This window comes from Nonomuraea sp. NPDC005983, from assembly GCF_040614375.1.
In the GTDB taxonomy this organism is placed as follows: domain Bacteria; phylum Actinomycetota; class Actinomycetes; order Streptosporangiales; family Streptosporangiaceae; genus Nonomuraea.
The window spans coordinates 1-19,376 of the sequence record NZ_JBEXUP010000158.1 but is presented as its reverse complement, the minus strand read 5'-3'; the positions used below and the strand labels follow the sequence as shown (position 1 = coordinate 19,376).

The following is a 19,376-nucleotide window of genomic DNA, read 5'->3' as shown; positions in this document are numbered from 1 at the left end:
CACCAGTTCGACGAGGCACCGCGCCGAACTGTCAGGTTGGCGCGTCGCCTCACATTCCCAGCGGCTGTGTCGTCGGACTACTGAGACACCATCCACCACGTGGGAAAGCCCAGCGACCCCGGCCGGTATGCGGATCACCGTCGAAACCGCGTAGGAACGCGTGATCAACGCCGCGGCCGGCCACTTGGTGATGGAGGACCAACCCCACCAGGTCGCAAGCCTCAAACTACCGCTGGGATTCAGAAGGGAAGACCTCGCCATGTCCACGCCCACGACGACCAAGCAGGACAGCTCCATGTTCTTGCGTGTCGCGATCACCCTGCAAACCTTGGTCGTCTTCGCCGCGCCGATCACCGCCGGACTGTTGTTGTCCTCGCCCGACGGACGGGTACTGCACAGTGTTTCGGCGTACGGGGTGTTCACCGCGGCGCTGTTGCACCTGCTCGCCGCGATCTTGGTGTGGCGGCCGGGCGGCGGCTCGCCCAGGCCCATCCTGTACGCGGTCGGGTTCCTGGGGCTCACGCTGGCGCAGATAGCGCTGGGCATAGCGCAGGTGAAGACCCTGCACGTCCCGTTGGGCGTCCTGATGTTCGGCGCGAGCCTCCTTCGGCTCAGCCAGGTTTCGGCCGGCCGCCGCACTCACCTGGCCGCCTCGGCACGACGGTGACCCGACGTCAGGCACCGCGTCGGAACGCGTGATCGTCCCCGCGGCCGGCCGGTTTCGTGATGGAGGACCAGCCCCACCAGACCGCAAGCCTCGAATCACCGCTGAGAATGAGAAGGGAAGACCTCGCCATGTCCACACCCACGACGACCCAGCAGGACGACCTCCGCTCGCGCCTGCCCGACCCCAGCCAGTTCTTCTCCGAGCTGGCAACAATCGCCGGGGCCATGTCCAAGGCCACCCGGAACGGTTCGATTCCGCAGATCACCGTCAACCTGGTGCAGCTCCGCGCCGGGCAGATCGTCGGCAGCACCTACCACACCGTCCGGCAGACCGGCCTCCTCCGCAGCGCCGGGGAGACGGAGGAGCGCATCACCGCCGTGGCGTCATGGCAGGACGCCCCCTACTTCACCGACGCCGAACGGGTCGCGCTGGAGCTCGTGGAGGCCGTCCTCACCCCGAACCCGTCCGGGGAGCGCGTTCCCGAGGAGCTGTACGCCAAGGCGTCCGCCCACTACGACGACAAGGCGCTCTGGACGCTCACCCTGGTGATCAGCCAGATCTGCTTCTTCATCCCCGTCGCTCTCATCGCCAAGCCGATCCCCGGTAAGGCCCTCGGGAAGAATTACAGCAAGTAACGCCCGACAGGCTCAGGGTGAGGACGACGACGACCGTGCCTCACCCTGAGCACGGCGGCGCCGGATCCGGCTGAAGGCGGCCGCGCTGGGCCGCTATCTGAGGAAGCCCTCGTAGTTGCGCTGCTGGAGCTGGGCTTCGATCTGCTTCACGGTTTCCAGCCCGACGCCGACCATGATCAGCAGGCTCGTCCCTCCGAACGGGAAGTTCTGCTGCGTCCCGGGGTCGCGCAGGACGGCGAAGGCCACCAGCGGGATCAGCGCGAGTCCTCCCAGGTAGAGCGCCCCGGGGGCGGTCAGCCGCGACAGGACGTAGGCCAGGTACTGCGAGGTCGGCCGCCCGGGCCGCAGCCCGGGGACGAACCCCCCGTACCGCTTCATGTTGTCGGCGATCTCCACCGGGTTGAAGGTGATCGACACGTAGAAGTACGCGAACCCGACGATGAGCAGCACATACACGGTCATGTACAGCGGATGCGTCCCGGACGTCAGGTTGCGCGCGACCCAGCCGCCCACCTCGTCCCCGAGCAGCGGCGCGGCCAGCGTCGGCAGGTACAGCAGCGAGGAGGTGAAGATGACCGGCACGATCCCCGCCTGGTTTACCTTCAGCGGAATATAGGTGCTGCTGCCCCCGTACATCCGCCGCCCCACCATCCGCTTGGCGTACTGGACGGGAATCCGCCGCTGCGCCTGCTCCACGAACACCACGGCGGCGACGAGGAACGCCCCGGACACCAGCATCACGGCGAGCGCGACGGGGTTGACCACCAGGATGGTGGACACGTACGACGGGAACACGGCCACGACCTGCGTGAACATCAGGATCGACATGCCGTTGCCGATCCCCCGCTCGGTGACCAGCTCGCCCAGCCACATGACGGTGCACGTCCCGGCCACCATGGTGACGACGATCACGGTGACGGCGAGCAGGCTCTGGTCGTGCAGGAGCGGGGTGGAGCACCCCGGCAGGAGCTGCCCGGTGCGGGCCAGCGCGACGACGGTGGTGGCGTTGAGGGTCGCCAGCCCCACGGTCAGGTACCGCGTGTACTGGGTGATCTTCGCCTGGCCCGCGTGGCCCTCCTTCCTGAGCTGCTCCAGCCGGGGCACCAGGACGGCGAAGAGCTGCATGATGATGCTGGCCGTGATGTACGGCACGACGCCGAGCGCGAACACCGACAGCTTGAGCATCGAGCCCCCGCTCAGCAGCTGCATCATGTCGAACAGGCCGCCCCGCGCCGACCCCATGCACTGCTGGATCGCCACGACGTTCACGCCCGGCGACGGCAGGAACTGCCCGAACCGGAAGAGCGCGACGACTCCCAGCGTGAACAGCAGCTTCTTGCGCAGTTCCGGCACGCGGAACGCCCTGGCGAACACGGTAAGCATGAGCCTTGAGTCTGGCCCTGGGGCGGCGCGGGGTCGTCCGCTGAGGCGCGGCACCGGCGTACGCAGATCCGCGTACGCGGCAGACTGGCCGCATGACTCCTGTCTGGGTGATCAGCGGGCCGCCGGGGGCGGGCAAGTCCACGGTGGCGGCGGCGTTGCTGGCCCGTCTCGACCCGCCACCCGCCCTGCTCGACAAGGACACGGTGTACGGCGACTTCGTGGCCAAGGTCCTGGAGGGGTACGGCAGGGAACCGGGCGAGCGCGAGGGCCCGTGGTACGACGAGCACGTCAAGCGCTACGAGTACGCGGGCCTGACTCGGCTGGCCAGGCAGATCCGCGGACACGGCTGCCCGGTGATGCTCGACGGGCCGTTCACCAGCCAGGTCCACTCGGCCGAGCTGTGGCGGCGGTGGGTGGAGGAGCTGGGCGGCCCGCCCGTCCACCTGGTGTGGGTTCGCTCCGACGGGCCGACGCTGCGCGAGCGCCTGGTCGCCAGGGGCCTCGGCAGGGACGCGGGCAAGCTGGCGGCGTTCGAGGCGTACCTGAAGGCGATCATGGTGGACGAGCCTCCGGCCGTCCCGCATCTGGAGATCGACAACCGGCCGGGAGCGCCGCCCCTGGAGGCGCAGCTCAGCACGGCGGGTATGCGGCCAGCACCTGGTTGGCCATGATCCACCGGGCCCCCGCCTCGTAGGAGGCTCCGAGCGCCCGCAGGCCGGGCGGGCTGCTGGCGCTGCTCGACAGCCTGGTGGACGCGGGCAACACGGTCGTCGTCGAGCACGACCTGGACGTGGTCAAGCACGCCGACTGGGTCATCGACCTGGGCCCGGAGGCGGGCCAGCACGGCGGCGAGGTGGTCTTCGAGGGCACCCCGGCCGCCCTCAGCCAAGCCTCCACCTATACAGCGAAATATCTCGCTAAGTCACTCGGTACTGCTCGTCACGGACGTCGATGATCGCCATGTGCCCCGGCAGGTGACCGATCGCGAACTCGACCCCGCTGGCCATGATCGCCGCCTGCGGCGTCATCCCGCACGCCCAGAACAGCGGCACCTCCCCCTGCCGTACCTCCACGGGGTCGCCGAAGTCGGGCCGTCCGAGGTCCTCGACCCCGATGGCGGCCGGGTCCCCCACGTGCACAGGCGCCCCGTGCACCAGCGGATACCGTCCGGTCACCTCGATCGCGAGGTCCACCAGCTCCTCGGGCACCGGACGCATCGACACCACGAGCGGGCCCGACAGCGGGCCCGCCGGCTCGCACGCCACGCTCGTGCGGTACATCGGCACGTTCGTCCCGAGCTCCAGGTGCCTGACCGGGACCCCCGCCCGCAGCAACGCCTGCTCGAAGGTGAAGCTGCACCCGATGAGGAACGGCACCAGGTCGTCGCGCCACTCCTCCACCACGTCGTCGAGGTCCGCGACGGGCCGCCCGTCGCGGTAGACCCGGTAGCCGGGCAGGTCGGTGCGCAGGTCGCCGGGGAACAGTTCGGTGGACCACACGCCGGGTTCGCCCACGTCGAGCACCGGGCAGGCCTGAGCGTTGCGGCGGGCGAACAGCAGCAGCTCGTAGCCGAGCCGCCGGGGCACCGCGATCAGGTTGGCCTGCGTCCAGCCCCTGCACCAGCCCGCCGTCGGCACCCGCACCCCCGCGCGGAAGCGCTCGCGTGCCTGCGCGGGTGTCAGGTCGGTGCCATCCACGTCTCGACAGTACGCCTGACGAGTGATGTTGTGCTGTGCGGCGTTCGTTCACCGGGAGCAGGGCCGTGGGGCAGTTGTAATCTCTTGGGGCATGGGGGCGTGGAACGCGGAGAAACAGGGCACATCCGGGCCGGCAGGTCCCGTCCCCTCCTGGCAGGCGCCCAGCGACACCGAACGTGCTCTGTACGAGGCCAAGCTGCGCGGCGACTGGGCCGCGTACTTCGACGTCCTCGCCGGCGCGGACCTTTATCACGCGATGTCACGCGCCCAGGCCGACTCCAAGCCCGGCTGGGTCTTTTACAACGCCGTGCCCTGGGGCCCTCGGCCTGACTTCAGGTGTCTTGTGTTCCTCACCGACGGGATGCTCCCGGCGCCCGCGGCCGACCCGGTCTTCTTCGAGGCCGACCTGGAGCAGCTGGCCCAGGACTGGCCCCAGGACGACGAGTGGCTGGCCATCAACCCCGGCACCCCCTGTGAAGCGTTCTTCCCCGCGACGGCCGCCCATCGGCAGGCGTGGCGCCGACACGCCGGCCGGATGCCGAACCCTCGCCGAAACGAGCTGCGCACGCTGTGGTCCGGGGGCCCGCTGCACGGCCCCGTCGCCCACGGTCTCGCCTGCGGGGCCCTTCTCTGCGTGAACAACGCCTCACTCTGGAACGCGATGGGCTGGCATGGCACCGGCTACGTCCGCGAGAGGAGACGGCTGGAGGAGTGGTGGGAGATCACCAGCCGAGAGGAGTGGCTGCACGCCAAGGAGGGGCTTCTCAAGGGCCGGATGAGCAGCCCGTTCTGGGGATTCGTGCTGCGCATACGCAGCACGCTCGCCCGTGACTTCGGCGGCGTGGTCGAGGTGGACCACTGGCGGCAGGTGACCTCTCGAGTCATTCGGCACCGCGCCGCGGAGGAGACCACCCCCGACGGGGTCACCAGGACGACCCCCCACAGCGACTCCGAGACGGAGGCCCAGGTCGCCGGAGCGCAACGGCTCATCGGGCGAATCACCCGGTACGAGGCGCGATTCCGGGCGGACGGGCTGCTCGCCGAGGGCCGGTTCGTCCGCACGGTGGAGGCGTGGGACTACGGGCGGGCCTCGAAGATGGCCCGCTGGGGACTCGGTGCCCGCTACTGCGACCTGGCGGAGGCCGAACAGACGGTCCTCCACGCCGGACAGGTCAGCAAGATCAACTACCGCTCCTGGGAAGAGTTCTCGGCGGCCTACATCCTGGGACGTTGCCTCCACTTCGACGAGGAGGAGTTCGGCGACTGGTACGAGGACATGCTCAAGGCGCACAGAATCCTGACGACCGACCCGAACAGTCCCTGGCTCAACATCCCCTTCACCTGACCAGGCCGCACAGCAGGCAGTTCCGCGCCCAGCTGTGAGCGCGGCTGAGCCGAACCTGACCACCGGCCCGACTCAGACGGACAAGACGGCCACCTCGGCTCAGACGGACGAGACGACCAACCCGGCTCAGACGCGACTCAGACGGACGATCAGCCCGACTCAGACGGACGAGACGACCGGCCCGACTCAGACGGACGTGACGACCGGCTCGACCGGCCTGGCCGCGCGTTCGTCGTAGACCTGGCGGGCGGCCAGCACCTCGTCGGCGTGCTCGGCCGACCAGGCGGCGACGACCCGCAGCATGGCGGTGGCGCTTCTGCCCAGGTCCGTCAGCTCGTACTCGACGCGCGGAGGGATGGTCGGGTAGACGGTGCGGGTGGCCAGGCCGTCGCGTTCCATCGCGCGCAGGGTCTGGGAGAGCATCTTCTGGGTGATGCCGTCCAGCATCCTGCGCAGCTCGTTGAAGCGCCTGGGGCCGTCGAGCAGGGCGCCCATGGCGAGCATCGTCCACTTGTTGGTGAGCATGTCGAGGACGGTGCGGGGCTTGCACGCCCGCAGGAACGCGTCCGCGCCGCCGTACGCGCGGAGATCCGGAAACCTAGTACCCATGAGGTACCTGAATACCAAACGGGTGCCTTCTTCACAAGGGATACCGAACCAGCAAGCATGGCAACATCCCACTCAACGAGGAGATGTCGCAACATGCGCGCAATCGTTCACCGTTCCTTCGGCGGTCCCGAGGTGCTGGAACTCGCCGAGGTCGAGCGGCCCGTGCCGGAACGGCACGAGGTGCTGGTCCGGGTCCGGGCGGCGGGCGTGAACCCGCCCGACTACAAGCTGCGGCGCACGCCGTTCCCGCCGCGCTACACCGAGCCGCCGCTGACTCCCGGCTGGGACGTGTCGGGCGTGGTCGAGGAGGCCGGACGCGCCACCGCCAGGTTCAAGCCCGGCGACGAGGTGTTCGGCATGCTGAACTTCCCGTACCCCGCCAGCGCCTACGCCGAGTACGTGGTGGCCCGGCCGCGGCAGTTCGCCCGCAAGCCCGCCGGGGTCAGCCACGTCCAGGCTGCCGCGCTGCCCATGGCCGCATTGACGGCGTGGCAGGCGTTCGAGGACGTCGCCGAGATCCGGCCCGGCCAGCGGGTGCTCGTCCACGCGGCGGCGGGCGGGGTCGGCCACCTGGTCGTGCAGCTCGCCAAGCTGCGCGGCGCGTACGTCATCGGCACCACCAGGGCGAGCAAGCACGACTTCGTGCTCGGGCTGGGCGCGGACGAGGTGATCGACTACACCGCCGTCGACTTCGCCGAGGCCGTGTCCGGGGTCGACGTCGTGGTCGACCTGGTCGGCGGCGACTACCCGCGCAGGTCGCTGCCGGTGCTGCGCCCTGACGGCACGTTCGTCGGGGCAGCGGGCATGTCCGGCGAGGACATCGAGGCGTACGAGAGGGCGGGCGTCCGGTCGAACAGCTTCAGCGTGGAGCCGGACCACGCGGCGCTGGAGTCGATCGCGCAACTGGTGGCCGACGGGAAGCTGGCCGCCCACGTGGACCAGGTCTTCCCGCTGGCCGACGCCGCCAAGGCGCACGAGCTCATGGAGAGCAGCGCGTTCACCGGCAAGCTCGTGCTGGACGTTTAGTACTCGACCTCGAACGTGTGGGGCCCGAGGGTGAAGCCGGCGCCCTTGGGCACCACGTAGCCGTGCCCGACGAGCTTGGCCAGGCTGCGCCGCACGTCCTCGTCGCTGAGGCCGGTGGCGTGCACCAGCGCGGCCAGCTCGGCGGTGCCGCCCCCGAGCACCTGCGACGCGACCGCCTCGTACACGTGGATGTCGACGTCCGACAGGGCCTGCACGTCGTGATCGCAGTCCATCAGCGCTGCCTCGCTCCCTCCCTGAGCCGTTCCGGGTCGACCTGACGCTCGGGGTAGCGGCGCAGGTACTCCGATTCGAGCTCGTTGGTCCTGGACGTGTGCGTCGCGAGCGCGTCGTCCGAGCCGTGCAGGAAGGTGTCGGTACGGGTGGCATGGAGATGCCGCAGCTCACGCAGCAGGTCGTGGTCGTCGAGTTCCCTTGGGTCGATTCCCATCATCGTCATGGGGTGCCCCCTACCCCAGAAGACCCCCGACATTATCTGTCATATTTCCTGACATAAGCCATTGTCTGGGTGAGATGCCCGCTTTACCGTCCCGTTATGGACCTCGAGCTCAGGCACCTCAGGATCGCTCAGGCGGTCGCGGACGCTGGAAGTGTCAGCAAGGCCGCGTCCCTGCTCGGGTTGGCGCAGCCCGCCCTGACCGCCCAGCTCAAGCGCGTCGAGCGGTTACTCGGCGGCGCCCTGTTCGAGCGCGACCGACGCGGCGCCAGGCCGACCCGGCTCGTCGACCGGGGGCTTCACACCGGGAACGATCTACGAGACCGACGTGGCCACCTGCACCCACCTCGCCCAGGTCGGCCGCGCCGTGGTGCTCTGCCAGGCCACCCACCAGGCCGCGCCCGGCCTGGTCATGGTGTAGTCATGACCGCCGCTCCGGCCGTCGCGGCGAAACCGCCGTCCGGAGTGGTGGACGCCCTCCAGCGGGACCTCGGCATCACCAAGGAACAGGCGGTGAACCGCCTGGTCAACGAGGCACGCGGCAACAGCGCGGCGCCGGGGCTGCGCAAGAAGCTCGCCGACCGGTACGCCGGCGCGTGGTACGAGGGGCCGGAGAGCGTCTTCGTCGTGACCGGCGTCGACAAGGCCGACACCGGCGCCATCGCCGCCGCCGGCGCGCAGGCCAAGATCGTCACGCGGACCCTCGCCCAGCTCACCGCCGCCAAGGACGGCCTCGACCGGGCGTCCGCGGCATTCTGCCCGTCCGCGGCTCGGCGGTCACCCAGGTGGGCGGCGCGCTCTGCCGCTCCGGCTCGACCCCCCAGTGGCACTGCGGCACCGTCCAGGCGCTCAACTCCACCGTCAACTACCCCGAAGGGACCGTGTCCGGGCTTACCCGCACCAACGTCTGCGCGGAGCCGGGCGACTCCGGCGGCGGGTCCATCTCCGGCGACCAGGCGCAGGGCATGACGTCCGGCGTCTCCGGCGACTGCAGCAGCAGCCGGCTCACGCCAGGCTGTACTCCCAGCCGGGCTTCCAGTCGAACGGCGCGTCCACCGACTCCTCCAGCGGGACCCCTTCCAGCAGGTACTGCAACGCCCACCGGTTGGCCGAGTGCGAGATGACCAGGACCACGCATCCCTGCCACTCCTTCATCACGTCCTCAAGGAACGCCGCCGTCTCCCCCACGACATGCCGGTAGCTCTGCCCGCCCGGCCACGGCGCGTCGATGTGCCTGCGCCGCAGCGCCGCCACCTCGGTGACGGGCCGCCCGTTGTAGATCCCGTAGTCGCACTCCCTGAGCCGGGAGTCGAGCCTGATCTCCTTGCCGTCCGGAAACGCGATCTCCGCGGTCTGCACGGCACGCCGCAGATCGGACGCGTACACCACGTCCACGTCCCGCCGCCGCGCCCCCAACTCAGCGGCCAGCTCACGCCCCGCCGCGGACAACTCGCCCGGCAGCCACCCGGTGGCGATGCCGATCTCGTTGTCCACGGTGATCGAGTGCGTCTCGTAGATCAATCTGACGGCCATGATCCGACGCTACCCGGGAGGCACCGCCCCAGAGGAAGAAATTTCGCATCCGCCCCCTCTCACATCAGGGAGTCTGGTACCCCGCGACCGCCACTGCGACTATGATCGCTTTGGACTCCATCTTCCCTCGCGGGCATGAAACAATGTGCGGTGCGGGCGGTCACACTGGTGGCGCAAGGGGGCATACCCGGATCCGATGCTCTACTCTTAGCCTGCCGTAAAGCCTCCCGCAGGCCAGACAACTGAATCCAGGGGCGGTAGCTCAGCCGGTCAGAGCATCGGACTCATAATCCGTGGGTCGTGGGTTCAAGTCCCACCCGCCCTACCACTCTTCACCTCGGATCATGCTTCTGAGCAGGGGTTTCACCTCACGGCGACCTGAGCTCAACATGCAGCCACACGTCACCGGAAGCAGCCGCATGCCACCCTTCCCGGAATATACGCGGAATGGATCTTGGGACGTTTCCCCAGGTCGAGGTGGCAATTCGGATGCGTTGTTTGGAGATTCCGCGACAACGACGAAGGACCCCGAGGTGTCCCGGGGTCCTTGTGGGAGAGGTTCTGTCACGCGGCGTCGAGGGCTTCCAGGATGCGCTGGTTGGCGACCTCCCGTTGGCCGTCGATGCACTTGGCGTAGACGCGCAGGAGGACATCGACGCCGTGTCCCGCCCGTTCGGCCGCTTCAGGGGCGTGAACGCCGGCGTTGAGCCACAGCGAGACGGCCGCGTGACGCAGGTCGTAGGGACGCGCCGCCAGCGGTGAGGCGACCTGGTCGGGTGTCAGCGCGTATGCGCGTGCCTCGTGCCAGACCTTTGACACCGTCGAGCCTGGGAACGGCTTGCCCGTGCCGGTCCTGAACAGCCGGCCGTCCTTGGACACCCCATGCTGTTCGAGGTGGCGACGCAGGATCTCGACGAGTTCCGGCGGGATCGGAACCGGACGTGTCTCCTTCTCGTCGCGATGCTTCAGGCCCCGCTCATCATGGCTCTCGCCCGAGTCGGTGTAGCGCCTGATGCTCTCTGGCCGGGTCTTCTCCAGCGTGAGCAGGCCCCATCCCTTCTCCGGCAGGTGGCAGTCCTTCTTGCGCAGGCCCGCAGCCTCACCGGGACGAAGGCCGCCGAAGTACATGCACGCGAACATCGCCACCATCATCGGCCCTCTCGTCTTGCCCACGTAGCCGACCGCGACGAGTAGTCTGCGGGCTTGCTGCGCGTTGATCACCGAACGGCGGTCCACCTCGCCGTTGACCTTGGCCTTGCGGAACTTGACCTTGTGCAGCGGGTTGCCGGACAGTTCCTCCAGCTCCACGGCGTATTCCAGGACGTGGTGGAAGACCGCCCGCTTGCGCCGGTAGGTCGAAGTGGCCGCGCGCTTGCCGTCCAGGCGCAAGGACAGGCCCTCCAGCGCGGCGCGGGTGTGCTTGGTCTCCTCCTCCAGCGCTTTCAACGGCAGTGACGCCTTCTCCAGCCAGCGCACGGCCTGAGCGATCTCCGGCGTCGGCACCGGACGTCGATCTTCAGGCAGGAAGGAGTACTTGAGCAGCGCCCGCCGGATGGTCTCGTCGTCAGGACGGCCGGGCAGGTCGCTGGTCAGGATCGGCGTCACGTAGGCGAGCGTGTCGGTCATCCCCTCGCGGGACTTGGCCGCCGCGTGTGGCCAGAAGGCTTGCACGTAGGCCACCGCGAAGGAGTACCAAGTGCGGGCGTCCTTGGCCTTGATCTTCGACAGAGGCAGTCCGGTGTCCTCGTCGAACGCCTCGCCGTTCTTGGCGGCCTGGCGCAGGTCGGACAGGAAGCTCTCGGCCAGTCCCTTGGTCTTGAAGGTCACGGACTTCTCGCGAGCGCCTACGGTCCAGCGGACGGTGTGCGAGACGAGGCGGGCTTTCTTGCCGTCTCCGGCCGGTTTGGTGTTGGTCCTGATTTCCCAGAACTTGACCTTGTAGGAGGTGGTCATGCGGCGCTCCTGAGGGATTCGAGCCAGGCGTTGAGGTCGCTGCGGTAAATGCGGAGCTCGCCGTTGGGCAGGCGGATGCCCTCTGGTGCTTTGCCGATCTCGCGCCAGCGGTAGAAGGTGCGGCGGGAGACTCCGCCGAGTTCGTTGAGGACCTGGGCGACGGTGAGGAGTTCGTCTCGCTTGCTCATGCCGCCCTCCCCGTGTGCTCAGTTGCCGAAAGATCTTGTCCGTCTGCTTGGGCTTGGAGTTGGGCCAAGTGGGCTCGCCATCGTTGGCGTTCGGCCACCGTCCGCAGGAGGCGTACCGCCAATGGAGCGATGTTGGCGTCTCCTGCTGGGACGGGTTTCCAGACGTAGCGGTGGGGATCGGGTGGTGGCTGGTCGGTTTGGCCGAGGGCTTCGAGGACCCAGGTGTGGCGGTCTTGCTTGTGTTCGGCGAGGGTCTTGTTCGACCACTTGCGGGAGACCAGGACGCGGCGTCCTGCGTAGCCGAGGTGGTCGGGCTTGTGTGCCTTGCCCCGACATCGGCCGGGAGCCATCCCGGGTTTGGCGCCCTTGGGCTGGATGGCGTAGCGCAGCCAGTTCGCGCATGTGGGTGAGCAGGGTTCCCAGCGCAGGGCCTCAGCCAGCCGTCCGGCATGCTCGCGTTGCGCCGGGTTGTCGGGGTCGAGGCTGTCGCCGAGGGTTTTGGTCAGGTACTTGGACAGGTACCGGATGCACTGGTCGGCGTCCGGAGTGCCCGCCAGCACGCCCTGGACATCGACCTGCGCGCCGAAGCGCATCACGTGCAGGGGGTCGGCCGCCTCGTCGGCGTCGAGCTGGTCGAGCGCCTCGTCCCACGTCGGGAGCACCTCGCCGGTTGCCGGGTCGAGGTAGCCGACGCCCTCCTCCCAGACCGGCAGGTGGTCACCATCGAAGACGACCCGATCAACGGCAGGCCACCACACTTGGTGGTAGGTGGCCGCCGCGATCTGCTTGATCTCCGCGCGTGGGAGGGTGCCCCGGATGGCCATGTGCAGATGCGGGGCGAGCCGCTTCTGAGGCTCTACCGTGGCGAAGTACTGCACGTCGTAGCCCGCGACGCGGCGCAGGTTCTGCACGAACCGATCGACCAGCTTGGAGAAGTGCAGCGCATCCCGGGCGGCCCGCGCGTAGTCGTAGGTGTCGGGATCGAGCGGTACGCCATCGCGGATCTTGCCGTAGGACGGCAGAGTGAGCGTGACGAACAGCGAGGGCCGGTAGACCTTGCCGTCCGAGCCGGTGAACGTGCGCCCCAGCGTGGTGGCTGTCATCTTGCGCTTGGGCAGGTCCGGCGCGTCCTGCCGCCGCCTGGTCGAGCGGTTGCGCTTGGGGACGGTCCGGCCGAGGACGTTGCCGCGCATGCCCGCCTCGTTGATCTCAGCATCGACGCCCTCGATGGCGGCGTCCCAGTCGGAGGCGTCTTCGCCGAGGCAGGCGGCTTGGTCACGGTGGGCTTGGAGGTCGGCGCGGAACTCGATCAGCCAGCGTTGTTCGTCGCTGGGTTCGTCCGGTGTGATGGCCGGCTCGTGGTCGAGGTGCCAGCCCTCCCGGCACTGGGCCATGCGGAGCTGCCGGTTGCGTTTGGCGCACGGCGGGCACTTGGCCTCCAAGGTGGCCCCGCACGGGACATCGACGATCTCCCAGGCTCCGGTGTGGGTGTCGAGCCGCTTGAGCGGGACGGGCCGGATGCACACGCCGTACTGCTTGGCGACCTCTTCGGCCACCTCACGAGCCAGGGGCATGGCCTGCCGCACGGCACGGGGTAGGGAGCGATGGGTCATGCAGTCCTCCCGTCGTCGGCGTCGGTGACGATGAGTGCGCTCTGGCCGCATTCGCGGCATTCGACCAGGGCGCGGGGCGGGTCGAGCCACAGCGCGTTCAGGGTGTGGCAGAGCGAGCAGCGCAGCCCGTCGAGGAAGTGGGCCGGCGTCATCGGCTCTCACCTCCGGTGAAGGTGGCGACCATGGCGCGGATGTCAGCATCGGAGACGTAGGCGGCCCGGACCCGGATCGGGTCGGGTGAGGTCTCCAGCCGGATATAGCCGATGCCCGCGCCCAGCTCGGGGTTCGGGGAGATCCGATCGGCCAGCGCTCCCCGGTCGCGTGCACCGTCGCCGAGCACCATGTCCACCTGCTCGGACTCGTCCAGCCGGAGGGCGATCTTGTCGGGGAACAGGTTGCGTATGGTCATGACCTCCTTGCGGGGGTCCTGGAGTGCCGCCATGACCCCGACTCCGACCGCGCGTCCCTGGGTGGTGAGCGTGGCCAGCGCGGCGGAGACGCGCCGCCGGAGGTCCTTGTCGGCCTGGTAGGCGGTCAGGAATGCGACCTCATCGACGATCACCAGGACGAACGGATCATCGACGGTGGGCGCGTGGGAGCGCTGGACGCCGCCGAAGCGTGCGGCCCGCTCCTGCATGACCTTGACAGCCTGTTCGAGCAGGTCGGCGCACTCTTCGGGGGTGGCCGCGTACCGGGTGCCGAACAGGGCGCGGCCGAAGGACAGTTCCATGAGCTTGGGATCCAGTGCCCAGATCTCGACCAGGTCCGCTTGCACGGCCGGGATGAGGGCGCGGATGGTGGACCAGATGATCGAGCCCTTGCCCGCTCCGGTGGCACCGGCCACCAGGACGTGAGTGCCGTGGATCTTCAGCAGCCACGGTCTGCCGTCCTCCTGGACGCCGATCTCGACGGGTCTCACGGTCGGCTCTGGTGGGATCGGGATCGCTGGCAACGGCGTGGCCAAGGGGTCACGTCGGGGGAAGGTCAGGGCCAGCCGTCCGGCTTTGACGACCTGGACGCGGCAGGAGGGCGCGCCGAAGCCGTGCGCCAGGTGGTCGATGCGGTCGGCCCAGTCCTTGACTGCTTGCCCGTCGAGCATGCGCACGCTGACGGTGTCCGCCCACGGGTTGCAGGTGACCTTGCCGAGGCGGGGCAGGTAGTCACGGCCGCGCAGGTGCCGGCCGAGCCCGGAGACGATCATGACGGGTTGCCAGTGACGGCGGTAAATGAAGATGAGCCGCCACCAGGCCAGCAACCGCCAGCCAACCAGTTGGGCGAACGAGGTGCGATTGACGATGGCCCACGTGATGAGCCCTGCAGGGACTGGCGAGACGAGGAGCAGCGCGGTCTGCCAGCCGTACAGCCAGCACAGCACGGACGGCGCCGCCAGGACCACGATGGCGATGGGGTGCCGCCAGATCGTACGGACGAGCCCGGCGAGCAGCCGCCAGGCGAGGATGACGATGGTGACGATGGCCGGGGTCTTGACGACGGCCGGACGGAAGACGACGGCCGTGTCAGGGGTGGTGGAGACGAGGTTGCGCACCTCGTCACCGGGAAGCCTGCGGAACATAAGCTAGATGCCTCTCGTGATGTTGGAGTCGTGGGAGAACCGAGGGGCCGCCGGAAGTTGGCGCTTCTGGCGGCCCCGCCTTGCTTGGTCAGGCCGCCGTGCCGGAGGCGGTCTTATCGCTGGCTGACTGGTCGGTGGCTGACTGGTCGGTGTGCAGGCGCTCGCAGTCAGCCAGGTAGCGAGCGGCGGCGTTGAAGATCTCGCGGGCGGTGGCCAGGTCGGCATCGGTGACCGCTCCGGCGCCGGTGGTGGAGATGCGCACGTGGGCCTCTTGCGAGGTGAATTCCAGGAACGGGCGCGGGTTGCTGAACAGCAGCCCGGAGCTGACTCGCAGCCTGGGCGTGTAGAACGAAACGCCCAGATGCGGGGCCTCGTCCGGCCCCATCGACAGCGTGACGTAGGTGTACGGGCCGAGATTGCTCACGCTGCCGCCCTCCCCTGAGGAGCCGCCTCACGGCCACCATTCAGGGTGAGCAAGGAACGCTCGACCGAGCGGGCGTAGCGGGCGGCCTCGTGAGCGAGCTGGCGCGCAAACGTCAGATCGTCAGCGGTGATCGGTCCCTGCGTGGTTACCAGGACGCAGGCGGCTCCGAAGTCGAGCGCCAGCACGGGCTCACGGTGGCCGTAGGGGCGGAGCAGGGTCCGGGCGGTCCGGCCAGTGGTCAGCCGGATCACGCTGGTTCGAGGGGTACGGCGACGGGTCATCAGGCGGCGTCCTTTGCGGGCTTGTTCTGGGTGGTCGGGCGGGGCGCGTACATCTCGCGGACCCGGATTGAGTAGGCGAGGCGACCGTTGCCGTTGACGTAAGGGGTCACGGTGATGTGGTCGAACTCGACCGGGATGAACGGGATACCGGCGACAGGTGCGGGCGGTACCGGCTGGACCGGCGCCAGGATCTTGACCGCAACCGTCTTCTGGGCGGGCTTGAGGGTCGGGTCACCGTCCATGACCGCGACCTGCCAGACCAGCTCTCCGGTCTGCTTGTCGCGGGCCTGCACGAACCGGCCGTTGGACGAGGCGTCGAAGTCCTTGACGGGCTCGACCTCGCCGACGACGTAACAGCCGTGCGGGAAGACCATGGCGAAGGTGACAGGGATGGGACCTTGCAGAGCCATAACGGCTCCTCTCTTGGATGTCAGACACTTGACCTATCAAGTGATGCTCTGAGAGTACGGCTAGCAAACTTGGTAGGTCAAGTGCCTAGGGGCGAGTGACGGCGATCTAACCAGCCGGATAGGTCGCGATGTCATGTTGTGTCGCGGTTGGTGCCGAACGCTGCTGGGCTATCCGAGGCGGCAGGGGAACAATCCGGATCATGAAATCGGGTCCGCCGGGCAAGGACGCCGCCTGGCCATGGCTGCTGTTCCTCTTATGGATCCTGGGCACACCCCTCTTGGGAGTGCTGTGGTTCAGCTACGGCTTTGCCCTGACCGGAGGGGAGTCGAGAAACAGGCAGCTCTCGCAGATCTGCGGAAACGCCATGCTGATCGCCGGTTTCGGCGCGCCCATGCTGGGGCTCCTGCTCGCCCTCGTCTCCAGGCGGCGCAGTGCCGCCACTGTGTTCGGCGTGGCCCTGCTCGCGGTGGCCGCTCCCTGGGCGTGGTTGGTGCTGCGCAAGTAGCTGGAAGGGCCGGTCAGCTGATGGGGTAGGCGTCTTCCAGTTCGTGACGGTCTGCCGCAAGTAGTACCTCGACCACGACCAAGGGCCGGCCGGAGGCATCGCGAACGGCGCCGAAGACCGCTAGGAGCGGGACGTTCTTGGGCATGCCGAGTTGCTTGGCCTCTTGAGCGGTGGGCATGCGGGCGGTGATCTGCTCCACGATGTGATCGAAGCGGACCCCCTTGCGAGACTGGAGATGCTGCCGGATGCCCTGAGGCAACGGCTCTCCGCTCGTCAGGTCGGTGCCCTCTGACAGTTCCAGGGGCAGCCATAGCGAGACCAGCTCGCTCGGCTCGCCATCGCGGACGATCAGGCGTCGGCGCAGGAACGCCTTGCTCTTGGGCTGTGCATCCAGCAACGCTGCCACCCGATTGGGCAGCGCGACGGCCCCGGCCTCGACCAGCTCGCCGACCGCGTTGGTCTCCGGGTTGGTCAGGTACGCCTGCCCTCGACGGTTGGACTCCACCGCTGCCATCGCGGGACGGCCGCGAACGAAGCGCCCCTTGCCCTGCTGGGACTCAATCCACCCCTGTTCACGCAGCACCCGAAGCGCCGCCACGACGGTGGGCCGCGAGACGCCGAACTCCTGGATGAGCTGGTGCTCGCTGGGAAGGAGGGAGCCGGGCGGGTAGGTTCCCGACTCGATACGCCGTTGAAGCTGCTGCACAAGCTGCGCATACTTCGGCGGCACGGACTCAAGTGACATTACGACCGTCCAACACCCGACAGGTTGTTTTACCAAGTTTGAGCGTAACCTGGGCCGGACCACGTGTCCACACCGTTCAGGTAACGCACGCCTCCACGAACAAACCCCGGCAGGTCAGACCAGCAGCAGGCAGGGGTTCCCCCTTCGGGATGACGCGCCGGCCCGCCTGCCGGGACGGTTGAGACACGACGAGGCCGGGAGAAAGCACGCCCGGTCCCCACCGACCAGGGCACTGTCACTGCCTCGCCGCGCCCGTCTCAGCGACCCTTGACGTACTCGGCCAGGATCGAGGCCGCGCCCCGCGGATCGTTGGTCGGGTGCCGCATGTTCGCGTCCGGCCAGGAGTAGTAAGCCCCGTGGTACTCGATGACCACCCGCACCGGCAGCCCAGGATGGGGCCGGGCCACCATCAGCGCGCTGTTGTTGTCGCGCAGTTCTGCGTTCACCCCGAGAGTGGTGAGCTCATCACGCAGCCGCACGAGCATACGCTCGGCAGCCCACCGCATGACATCTGCCGCCAGTTCGGCCGCGATCGGATTCATCTCCCGCTCCCTTCGGCCCGGCCGCTTGCGAGGCAGTCGAGACACTCCTGCTCCCCATGTGAGATCTGATCTTCGGTGCTGTCGCCGACGAGGAGCGCCCTCCGCGAGGCGCGCAGCTTGATCCCCCTCCCCCGGCATGCAGGGCAGGGCGTTGTCCCGCTGATCTCGTCTGGCCGGATCACCGTCGCCATCACCTCGTTCATCCGGCGTTCCCTGTGCCGGGAAGCCGCTTGACGTACCTTGTTGGTTGATGGCAAGTCCACCGGCAAATGGAGATCGGCAGCACCCCCGAACGGCCCCCTCTTGACTCCCCTCTTCGGCCACCAACTGTGAGGACTGCGCGTAGATGTCGGAGAACATCCCGAACGTCCAACTTCGTGCATGGCGGAACGCCAACCGGCTCACACGCGCCGAAATGGCGGACAAGATCAACGCCACCCCTGTCGGGGTTGCGGAGGGCCTGGCTTGTGACGAGGAGCGCATCCGGCGTTGGGAAGCGGGAGAGGTTCGATGGCCACGCAGCCCGTACCGGTTGGCGCTGACCCAGGCCACCGGGCGACAGCCGGAGGCATTGGGGTTCTCGCCCAACAGGTCGGGGTCGAGCCGGCTGATCGAAGCCTCCATAATGCCCATGGACGCGCTTCGCGCCGAGGCTGAGCTGTACGGCACCATGGAACTCGCCCAACAGCTCCAGGCGTCAGACGTTGGCACCGGCGCCCTTGAGGCGCTCGCCGAGGCCGTCGACCTGCTCTGTCGTGCGTACCCAGTGGTTCCCGCCCAGACCCTGCGTGACCGCACACAGAAGCGACTCGCCCAGGTCAGCCGCCTGCTGGGCGGACGGATCACCCTCGCTCAGCACCGCGAACTACTCGTGATCACAGGATGGCTCACGGCCCTACTCGGATGCGTTCACTATGACCTGGGCGAACGTGAGGAGGCTGAGACAGCCCGCAGGGCGGCTTACGACATGGGTCATCAGGTCGGACACGGTGAACTCATGGGGTGGGCACATGAGATGTCGGCATGGTTCGCCTTGGTTGAAGGCCGGTACGAAGACGTGGTCACGGCCGCCCGTATGGGCCAAGCCGTAGCCGGCACCAGCAGCGCCATGGTCCAACTCACCTTGCAGGAAGCCCGGGGACTGGCCCGCATCGGCGACCGCCGCGAAGCCGATCGCGCCCTGACACGTGGAGCCGAAATCCTTGGCACCCTGCCCATCCCCGAAAACCCGGACCATCACTTCGTGTTCGACCACAGCAAGTGGATCTTCTACGCTGCCACTGCCTACACCTGGCTCGCCGACGACGACCGCGCCGAGGAACACGCCCGCGAGACAATCCAGATGCACACCCGCCCGGATGGCACTTCCAACGCCCCCATGCGGGTTGCCGATGCGCACATAGATCTCGGCATCGTCTACGCCCGACGCGGAGACCTCGATGCCGCCGTAGAACAGGGCATGGCCGCATTCGACATCGACCGCCGGTCCCTCACCGACCTCGTCAACCGCGCGGGAGACCTTGATCGCGTCCTGCGTCAGCGCTATCGCCGTGAAGCACTCGCCGAAGAGTTTCACGAACGGTTTGTGACAGCTCGAAGGGCCCTCACCAGCCGCCGTCCGGAACTGCTCGATTGACGGCCAGGCAGGTATAGCGGTCTGTCGCATTGCCGAGTTGTTCTTATAGGGATCAAGCGGCGGCGCGGCGCGCCGCCGCACCCCCGGCCCTCCGCCCGCCTGCCGTCCGGGCGGGAGATCTGAACAGCACACCTCTGAACAACCAAACCACAAAAC

Annotated in this window: 24 protein-coding genes, 1 tRNA gene and 2 pseudogenes; 11 read left to right on the top strand and 16 right to left on the bottom strand. The window is 68.2% G+C overall.

The window, feature by feature from the left end:
• Window positions 1–160 precede the first annotated feature (160 nt).
• Window positions 161–667, top strand: a complete 507-nt coding sequence (locus tag ABZ297_RS40145) for a hypothetical protein (protein WP_355357473.1) — start codon at window positions 161–163, stop codon at window positions 665–667.
• Window positions 668–795: 128 nt separating this feature from the next.
• Window positions 796–1,302: a carboxymuconolactone decarboxylase family protein gene (locus tag ABZ297_RS40140; RefSeq protein ID WP_355357470.1), complete on the top strand. Its 507-nt coding sequence runs from the start codon at window positions 796–798 to the stop codon at window positions 1,300–1,302.
• Window positions 1,303–1,395: 93 nt separating this feature from the next.
• Here ABZ297_RS40140 and secY read toward each other — a convergent pair whose 3' ends face one another.
• On the bottom strand, window positions 1,396–2,685 hold the full coding sequence (gene secY, locus ABZ297_RS40135; protein ID WP_355357468.1) for a preprotein translocase subunit SecY: 1,290 nt from the start codon (window positions 2,683–2,685) through the stop codon (window positions 1,396–1,398).
• A gap of 92 nt (window positions 2,686–2,777) precedes the next feature.
• Between secY and ABZ297_RS40130 the strand changes: the two genes are divergently transcribed.
• Together ABZ297_RS40130 and ABZ297_RS40125 are read left to right on the top strand one after the other, a co-directional pair.
• Window positions 2,778–3,356 carry an AAA family ATPase gene (locus ABZ297_RS40130; protein WP_355357465.1) on the top strand — a complete coding sequence of 193 codons (579 nt, stop codon included), beginning with the start codon at window positions 2,778–2,780 and terminating at the stop codon, window positions 3,354–3,356.
• A gap of 77 nt (window positions 3,357–3,433) precedes the next feature.
• Window positions 3,434–3,640 (top strand): hypothetical protein, encoded by a 207-nt coding sequence (locus ABZ297_RS40125; protein ID WP_355357462.1) that lies wholly within the window; start codon window positions 3,434–3,436, stop codon window positions 3,638–3,640.
• On the opposite strand, the gene ABZ297_RS40120 is transcribed toward ABZ297_RS40125, so the two are convergent.
• On the bottom strand, window positions 3,603–4,382 hold the full coding sequence (locus ABZ297_RS40120) for a putative hydro-lyase (RefSeq protein ID WP_355357459.1): 780 nt from the start codon (window positions 4,380–4,382) through the stop codon (window positions 3,603–3,605). The genes ABZ297_RS40125 and ABZ297_RS40120 overlap by 38 nt on opposite strands.
• Before the next feature lie 91 nt (window positions 4,383–4,473).
• Between ABZ297_RS40120 and ABZ297_RS40115 the strand changes: the two genes are divergently transcribed.
• Complete coding sequence (locus ABZ297_RS40115; RefSeq protein ID WP_355357456.1) at window positions 4,474–5,727, top strand: DUF1266 domain-containing protein; 1,254 nt, start codon at window positions 4,474–4,476, stop codon at window positions 5,725–5,727.
• Window positions 5,728–5,913: 186 nt separating this feature from the next.
• Here ABZ297_RS40115 and ABZ297_RS40110 read toward each other — a convergent pair whose 3' ends face one another.
• Window positions 5,914–6,336 carry a helix-turn-helix domain-containing protein gene (locus ABZ297_RS40110; RefSeq protein ID WP_355357453.1) on the bottom strand — a complete coding sequence of 141 codons (423 nt, stop codon included), beginning with the start codon at window positions 6,334–6,336 and terminating at the stop codon, window positions 5,914–5,916.
• Between the two features lie 93 nt (window positions 6,337–6,429).
• Between ABZ297_RS40110 and ABZ297_RS40105 the strand changes: the two genes are divergently transcribed.
• Window positions 6,430–7,362 (top strand): NADP-dependent oxidoreductase, encoded by a 933-nt coding sequence (locus ABZ297_RS40105; protein ID WP_355357450.1) that lies wholly within the window; start codon window positions 6,430–6,432, stop codon window positions 7,360–7,362.
• On the opposite strand, the gene ABZ297_RS40100 is transcribed toward ABZ297_RS40105, so the two are convergent.
• Both ABZ297_RS40100 and ABZ297_RS40095 read right to left on the bottom strand, forming a co-directional pair.
• Complete coding sequence (locus ABZ297_RS40100) at window positions 7,359–7,595, bottom strand: hypothetical protein (protein WP_355357447.1); 237 nt, start codon at window positions 7,593–7,595, stop codon at window positions 7,359–7,361. The two genes, ABZ297_RS40105 and ABZ297_RS40100, sit on opposite strands and share 4 nt — an antisense overlap.
• Entirely contained in the window at window positions 7,595–7,819 is a 225-nt protein-coding gene (locus tag ABZ297_RS40095) for a DUF6158 family protein (protein ID WP_355357444.1), read from the bottom strand. The genes ABZ297_RS40100 and ABZ297_RS40095 overlap by 1 nt, the downstream gene beginning before the upstream one ends.
• Before the next feature lie 96 nt (window positions 7,820–7,915).
• Between ABZ297_RS40095 and ABZ297_RS40090 the strand changes: the two are divergent.
• Window positions 7,916–8,038: pseudogene (locus ABZ297_RS40090) on the top strand (LysR family transcriptional regulator); the annotation flags it as partial.
• A gap of 539 nt (window positions 8,039–8,577) precedes the next feature.
• Window positions 8,578–8,814, top strand: a pseudogene (locus tag ABZ297_RS40085) (trypsin-like serine protease); the annotation flags it as partial.
• A gap of 7 nt (window positions 8,815–8,821) precedes the next feature.
• Here the strand turns inward: ABZ297_RS40085 and ABZ297_RS40080 are convergent.
• Window positions 8,822–9,349 carry a histidine phosphatase family protein gene (locus ABZ297_RS40080; protein WP_355357441.1) on the bottom strand — a complete coding sequence of 176 codons (528 nt, stop codon included), beginning with the start codon at window positions 9,347–9,349 and terminating at the stop codon, window positions 8,822–8,824.
• A 251-nt stretch (window positions 9,350–9,600) separates the two neighbouring features.
• Here ABZ297_RS40080 and ABZ297_RS40075 point away from each other — a divergent pair.
• Window positions 9,601–9,677 (top strand) — tRNA-Ile (locus tag ABZ297_RS40075).
• A 236-nt stretch (window positions 9,678–9,913) separates the two neighbouring features.
• Here ABZ297_RS40075 and ABZ297_RS40070 read toward each other — a convergent pair.
• From ABZ297_RS40070 to ABZ297_RS40035, 8 genes are all read right to left on the bottom strand, one after another.
• Window positions 9,914–11,302, bottom strand: a complete 1,389-nt coding sequence (locus ABZ297_RS40070) for a tyrosine-type recombinase/integrase (protein WP_355357438.1) — start codon at window positions 11,300–11,302, stop codon at window positions 9,914–9,916.
• A complete protein-coding gene (locus tag ABZ297_RS40065; RefSeq protein ID WP_355357435.1) occupies window positions 11,299–11,490 on the bottom strand; it encodes a helix-turn-helix domain-containing protein in 192 nt (63 codons plus the stop codon). Before ABZ297_RS40065 ends, ABZ297_RS40070 begins: the two co-directional genes overlap by 4 nt.
• Window positions 11,487–13,103, bottom strand: coding sequence for a replication initiator (locus ABZ297_RS40060; RefSeq protein ID WP_355357432.1), 1,617 nt, complete (start codon window positions 13,101–13,103; stop codon window positions 11,487–11,489). Before ABZ297_RS40060 ends, ABZ297_RS40065 begins: the two co-directional genes overlap by 4 nt.
• Window positions 13,100–13,255, bottom strand: coding sequence for a hypothetical protein (locus ABZ297_RS40055; protein WP_355357429.1), 156 nt, complete (start codon window positions 13,253–13,255; stop codon window positions 13,100–13,102). The genes ABZ297_RS40060 and ABZ297_RS40055 overlap by 4 nt, the downstream gene beginning before the upstream one ends.
• A complete protein-coding gene (locus ABZ297_RS40050; protein WP_355357426.1) occupies window positions 13,252–14,676 on the bottom strand; it encodes an FtsK/SpoIIIE domain-containing protein in 1,425 nt (474 codons plus the stop codon). The genes ABZ297_RS40055 and ABZ297_RS40050 overlap by 4 nt, the downstream gene beginning before the upstream one ends.
• Before the next feature lie 88 nt (window positions 14,677–14,764).
• The gene (locus ABZ297_RS40045) at window positions 14,765–15,100 is read right to left on the bottom strand and encodes a hypothetical protein (protein ID WP_355357423.1); all 336 of its coding nucleotides are present in this window, start codon (window positions 15,098–15,100) and stop codon (window positions 14,765–14,767) included.
• Window positions 15,097–15,285, bottom strand: a complete 189-nt coding sequence (locus tag ABZ297_RS40040) for a hypothetical protein (protein WP_355357420.1) — start codon at window positions 15,283–15,285, stop codon at window positions 15,097–15,099. Before ABZ297_RS40040 ends, ABZ297_RS40045 begins: the two co-directional genes overlap by 4 nt.
• Before the next feature lie 95 nt (window positions 15,286–15,380).
• Window positions 15,381–15,791 (bottom strand): plasmid replication, integration and excision activator, encoded by a 411-nt coding sequence (locus ABZ297_RS40035; protein WP_355357417.1) that lies wholly within the window; start codon window positions 15,789–15,791, stop codon window positions 15,381–15,383.
• Window positions 15,792–15,991: 200 nt separating this feature from the next.
• On the opposite strand from ABZ297_RS40035, the gene ABZ297_RS40030 reads away from it, so the two are divergent.
• Window positions 15,992–16,297, top strand: a complete 306-nt coding sequence (locus ABZ297_RS40030) for a hypothetical protein (RefSeq protein WP_355357414.1) — start codon at window positions 15,992–15,994, stop codon at window positions 16,295–16,297.
• Between the two features lie 13 nt (window positions 16,298–16,310).
• Here the strand turns inward: ABZ297_RS40030 and ABZ297_RS40025 are convergent, their stop codons facing one another.
• Both ABZ297_RS40025 and ABZ297_RS40020 read right to left on the bottom strand, forming a co-directional pair.
• The gene (locus tag ABZ297_RS40025) at window positions 16,311–17,003 is read right to left on the bottom strand and encodes a GntR family transcriptional regulator (RefSeq protein ID WP_355357411.1); all 693 of its coding nucleotides are present in this window, start codon (window positions 17,001–17,003) and stop codon (window positions 16,311–16,313) included.
• Window positions 17,004–17,299: 296 nt separating this feature from the next.
• On the bottom strand, window positions 17,300–17,584 hold the full coding sequence (locus ABZ297_RS40020) for a hypothetical protein (protein ID WP_355357408.1): 285 nt from the start codon (window positions 17,582–17,584) through the stop codon (window positions 17,300–17,302).
• A gap of 346 nt (window positions 17,585–17,930) precedes the next feature.
• On the opposite strand from ABZ297_RS40020, the gene ABZ297_RS40015 reads away from it, so the two are divergent.
• Window positions 17,931–19,220 (top strand): hypothetical protein, encoded by a 1,290-nt coding sequence (locus ABZ297_RS40015; RefSeq protein ID WP_355357405.1) that lies wholly within the window; start codon window positions 17,931–17,933, stop codon window positions 19,218–19,220.
• The last annotated feature ends 156 nt before the right edge of the window (window positions 19,221–19,376 follow it).